At 68.9% G+C, this 4,689-nt stretch carries 3 protein-coding genes; 1 reads left to right on the top strand and 2 read right to left on the bottom strand.

Annotated elements, in window-relative coordinates; translation table 11 throughout:
• The first annotated feature begins 210 nt into the window (after positions 1 to 210).
• Positions 211 to 2,079: a S1 family peptidase gene (locus GSY69_RS13435; protein ID WP_160954339.1), complete on the top strand. Its 1,869-nt coding sequence runs from the start codon at positions 211 to 213 to the stop codon at positions 2,077 to 2,079.
• Between the two features lie 111 nt (positions 2,080 to 2,190).
• Here GSY69_RS13435 and GSY69_RS13440 read toward each other — a convergent pair whose 3' ends face one another.
• Together GSY69_RS13440 and GSY69_RS13445 are read right to left on the bottom strand one after the other, a co-directional pair.
• Positions 2,191 to 3,846: a glycoside hydrolase family 10 protein gene (locus tag GSY69_RS13440; RefSeq protein WP_160954340.1), complete on the bottom strand. Its 1,656-nt coding sequence runs from the start codon at positions 3,844 to 3,846 to the stop codon at positions 2,191 to 2,193.
• A gap of 77 nt (positions 3,847 to 3,923) precedes the next feature.
• Positions 3,924 to 4,689: MFS transporter (locus GSY69_RS13445; RefSeq protein WP_160954341.1), on the bottom strand; the 766-nt coding region annotated here is incomplete at its 5' end.

The raw sequence follows: 4,689 nt of genomic DNA on the forward strand, positions 1-4,689 counted from the left end.
GACCACCCTCGCGGGCCTGACGGTCGTAGACCATACGCACGGCACGGTCACGCAGCTCTGGACTGAACTTCTTGGGCATGCTCCGATTCTCCTTGCTGAGACTCGGAACGAAACCCAGGGCGCTTCATCTTCACCTACGGAGATACAAAAGACGAAGTCAACGATCTGGTCGACGAGAATCACGTGCAAAAAGTGGCGCTCAGGCATCCGATGACGGCACTCGCCGCAAGCACGGGCACGGCAGTCGGTGGCGGTGGCTACGGAACCCATAAGGGTGACAAGACCGGTGGTCTATGCTCGCTCGGATTCACGGCGCTCAGCAACGATTCATTTAAGCCTCAGGCACTCACGGCAGGCCACTGCACGGCCGACTTCAACAGCGGTTCCGAATACGGAATCGTTGCCGGCCAGTACTTCGACATCGCGGAAACCCTCTCGAGCGGCGACGGTGGCGCAACGGGAGATGAAAAAGGCACGAGCACGGTCAAATTCCCCGAAGGCGGATTCCGAGGCACCATCAGCGAGTGGAGGTTTGGTCGCCCCGGGCAGACTGACCCTGATCCCTCAGTTGAAACAACTCCCGCCGGGACGAAGGACGTCACCAGCACGGACTACGCTCTGGTCGATTTCCCCGAAGGCACCAAAGTGGCTCCAAAGGTGTCAAATTGGGGTGCGGGTGCCAAGAAGGGTGATTTGCTGGCCGAGGCCCACTCCGTCACGAGCGTGGGTACCCCCAAGGTGGGCGAGCAAGTTCTCCGAAGCGGTCGCACTTCGGGTCAGAAATCGGGCAGCGTCACCTATTCGGAAGGCTGGGCCAATATCGACGGTCGCATGGTGGACGGGTTCGCGTCGAACGCCCATGCAAATCACGGAGATTCGGGTGGTGCATACATTTCGGAGGACGGCCAGGCACTCGGGGTCCTGTCCGGTGGCGGTGAGCTAAACGATGGTTCGGAACTCTTCTGGGCAACGAAGGTACCCAACGCCCTCGATCAGATGGGCAACAAGTCTCGAATCCTCGTGGCGTCGAAGGCCAAGCAGAGCGGCGATACCGTGGAACCGGGTCAGCGCCTGCGCGGCAGCGGGGCCAACGGGTTCGATGGTGGAACCTTCGTCGACAGCAACGGCACGAAGAGCAAGGTCACCGTCAGCGGTGGTACGTGGGCCATCACCGCTCCGAAGGACGAAGGCGAGCACACGGGCAAGCTGTATCTGACGAATAAGTACAGCGTCTCCGAGCCGCTCGAGCTGAAGTTCACCGTCAAGAAGGCGACACCTACACCCACGGAAACTGCGACCACCCCGGCGCCGACCGCGACCGCGACGGAGACCCCGACCGATCCGGCGCCGTCCGAGACCGCCACCGAGGACCCGACCGATCCGGCGCCGTCGCAGACTGCGACCGAGGACCCCACGGACCCGGCACCGTCCGAGACCGCGACGGAGGATCCCACCACCCCGGCTCCGACGCAGACCACCTCCGGCACGCCGTCCTCGCCGGCACCCACGTCGAGCAACCCGGCCGATCCGGAGCCCTCGTCGCTTCAGATCGATCCGCGCCGCATCGCCCTCTCCAAGTTCGTCGGCGATGGCGACAAGGACAAGTCCGTGGGGGTCGAGGCCTCGGTCATGGGCGCCGAGCCCGGTACCAAGGTGAGCTTCTCCATCAAGAAGAAGGGCGTCACCGCCAAGAAGGAGACGGTGACCGCTGACGAGAGCGGCAACGCGACCACCCGCGTCTGGGGCCTCACCTCGGCCCAGAACAAGGATGTCTACCTGGGCACCTACGGTGTGACCGCCGACTTCACCGAGGCGGAGCAGCCCAATGCGGGCGGCACCGTCGGCAAGGCCGCGGCGCAGGACGCCAAGGCCGGTGGCGCGAAGACGCTCGAGTCGACGTTCAGCGTTGTCTCCGACGATGCCCCGGACCCCGGTGACGACGGCAACGACGATGACAACAACGGCAACGGCCACCTGCCGCGCACCGGCGCCACCGTCGGCGTCGCACTCGGCACCGCCGCGGGTCTGCTGGCCCTTGGTGCGGGCATGGTGCTCATGGCTCGTCGCCGCCGCGGCTGAGCCCACCGCAGGGTGAGGTGACCGGCTGAGGCCGAGTCCCCCACGCTGCGCATGCGGAAGGGGCGGGATGCACACCACGTGCATCCCGCCCCTTCCGCATGCGGTCACCGGTTACGGCTGGCTCACGCCCCCGCTCAGCGACGGCGCCTGCGAATCAGCCCCGCCGCTCATGGTCGTTCCGCCGTCGCGTGCCCCGCCCTCCGCTGCGGCACGGCGCTTGGCGGCGGTGGGCGAGCCCAGGCCGCTTTGGTTCCACAGCCGGTCATAGCCGGTGACCGCGTACTGCCCGCCCTTGGCCGGGTGGCGGTCGGAGAAGGCGTTGACACCCCGGCCCGTCGAGTGCACCACCGCGACCAGGTTGCGGGCATCCGCGGTGTCCGCGGCGGTCACCGCGCGGCCCTTCGTGCGCCAGATGGCGAACCACGTGGCATTTCCGCCCGTCCAGCTGACCTTCACGGCAGACCCCTGCGCGGCCGCGCGCACACCGGCCGGGGCAACGGGGGCTCGGCGGCCTCGGGCGCGGTTGACCGGCGGCAGCGCCGGCAGCGCGAACGCGCCCGAGCGCAGCGTGCCGATCGCGCCCTTCGGATCGCGCTTGACGTCCTGCGCGCTGAACAGCAGCTCGCCCGTGATCTGCGGGATCTTCGCGTCCTGGGCAACGTGGGCGGCCAGCTCACCGGCCTTGCGGAACTCACCGCCGCTGACCTTGTAGGCCGCCTGGCCGATGTACAGGGACACCTTGGTGCCCTTGACGACGTCGGCCCACCACGCGGCGAGCGTGGCGTAGTCCGCGGCGCGGTCGCCGTTTGCCCAGTAGAGCTGCGGGGCGATGTAGTCGACCCACCCGCTCTTCACCCACTTCCGGGTGTCCGCGTAGTTCGCCGAGTAGGACTCCGTGCCGCCGGTCTTCGAGCCGTTCCTGTCCGAGCTGCGGTTGCGCCAGATCCCGAACGGGCTGATCCCGAACTTCACCGCCGGCTTCTTGCGGTGGATCTGCTCGCCCATGCCCTTGACGAACGCGTCGATGTTCGCGCGTCGCCAGCTGCCCAGCGACGCCCCCTTGCCGTGGGCGGCGTGCGCCTTCGCATCCGCGACCTTCTTCCCGTCCACCGGGTAGGGGTAGAAGTAGTCGTCGAAGTGGATGGCGTCGATGTCGTAGTGGGCCACGATCTCCATGACCACGGCGCTCACGTGGGCGCGCACGGCGGGGATGCCCGGGTTGTAGTACAGCCCGCCGTTGAACTCGTAGACCCAGTCCGGGTGCTTGCGGGCAGGGTGGCCCTTGGACAGCGCGCTGAGCTTGGACTGGGTGGACACCCGGAACGGGTTGATCCACGCGTGGAATTCCATGCCCCGGGCGTGCGTCTGGGCGATCTGGAACTGCAGCGGGTCATACCCGGGGCTGCGGCCCTGGACGCCGGTGAGGTACTGCGACCACGGCTCCAGCTTGGACGGCCAGAACGTGTCCGCGGCCGGCCTCACCTGGCTGACGATGGCGTTGAGGCGCAGGCCCTGTGCCAGGTCGAGCAGCGTGGTGAACTGCTTCTTCTGCTGGGCGGCGGAGAGCCCCTGGGCCATCGGCCAGTCCATGTTCCCCACGCTGGCCACCCACATGCCGCGCAGCTGGCGGACGCCCACGGCTCCCCGGGCAGCAGCGGCGGCGGCCGGTGCGGCACCGGGCAGGGCAAACGGGAGGGCGGCGGTCACGACCGCTGCGAGGCCCGTGCCGGAGGACAGGCGCAGCAGGGCGCGGCGATCGAGTTCCACGAGGTGGCTCCTTGTGCTTGGGGGAAGTCAGCGCCGGTTCGCCCGGAGCCTGCACACGGATGCGAGTATACGGACCCTCAGTCCGATTCCGGCGCTTCCGCGGGCGGCAGCGTTTCGCGGGCCGTGAGCCAGAACAGGCCCGCGAGCAGCGCCAGCGCGCCCGAGGCGGCGAACGCGATCGAGTAGCCGAACGCGTCCGCGAGCCAGCCCGCGATGATCGGGCCGAAGATGGCGCCGGTGTCCATCGCCATCTGGAACCGCGAGAGCACCTTGCCCCCCGCCCTCTCGGAGCCGATGACATCGGCCACCGCCGCCTGCTGCGCGGGATTGAGCAGGCCGGCGCCCACACCGGCCACGGCGGAGAGCACGAGGAAGACCGTGAGCGACTCCCAGTAGCCCAGCACAATGGTCGCCAGACCCAGCACCGCGAAGCCCGTGACGATGAACGGCTTGCGGCCGTAGATGTCGGCGAAGCGGCCCACGCTTGTCACGGCGACCGCGTTGCCGAGCGCGAAGACGGTCAGCGCCCAGCCGGCCTCGGCCGCGCCCACGCCCAGCACGTGCAGGGCGAACAGCGGGTAGACCGCCACGCGGATGCCCATCGAGGCCCACCCGTTGGCCATCCCGCCGAACAGCGCGGCCCGGTAGCCCGACTCCCGCCACGCCTCGCGGAAGCGCATGGGCGTGCTCGCACCGGCCTGTTCCGCGGCTCTGGCCCCGCCCGGGTCCCCGGGCTCGGGACCAGCCGCCGAGGCGCGATCGGGTTCGGCCGCCGAGGCGCGGGTCGGGCCCGCCGCGCCCACCGCGGGCGCCTCCTCCCCCGCGCGCTCGGCCGCGGCCCCC

Source organism: Brevibacterium rongguiense (genome assembly GCF_009857845.1).
Lineage (GTDB): Bacteria > Actinomycetota > Actinomycetes > Actinomycetales > Brevibacteriaceae > Brevibacterium > Brevibacterium rongguiense.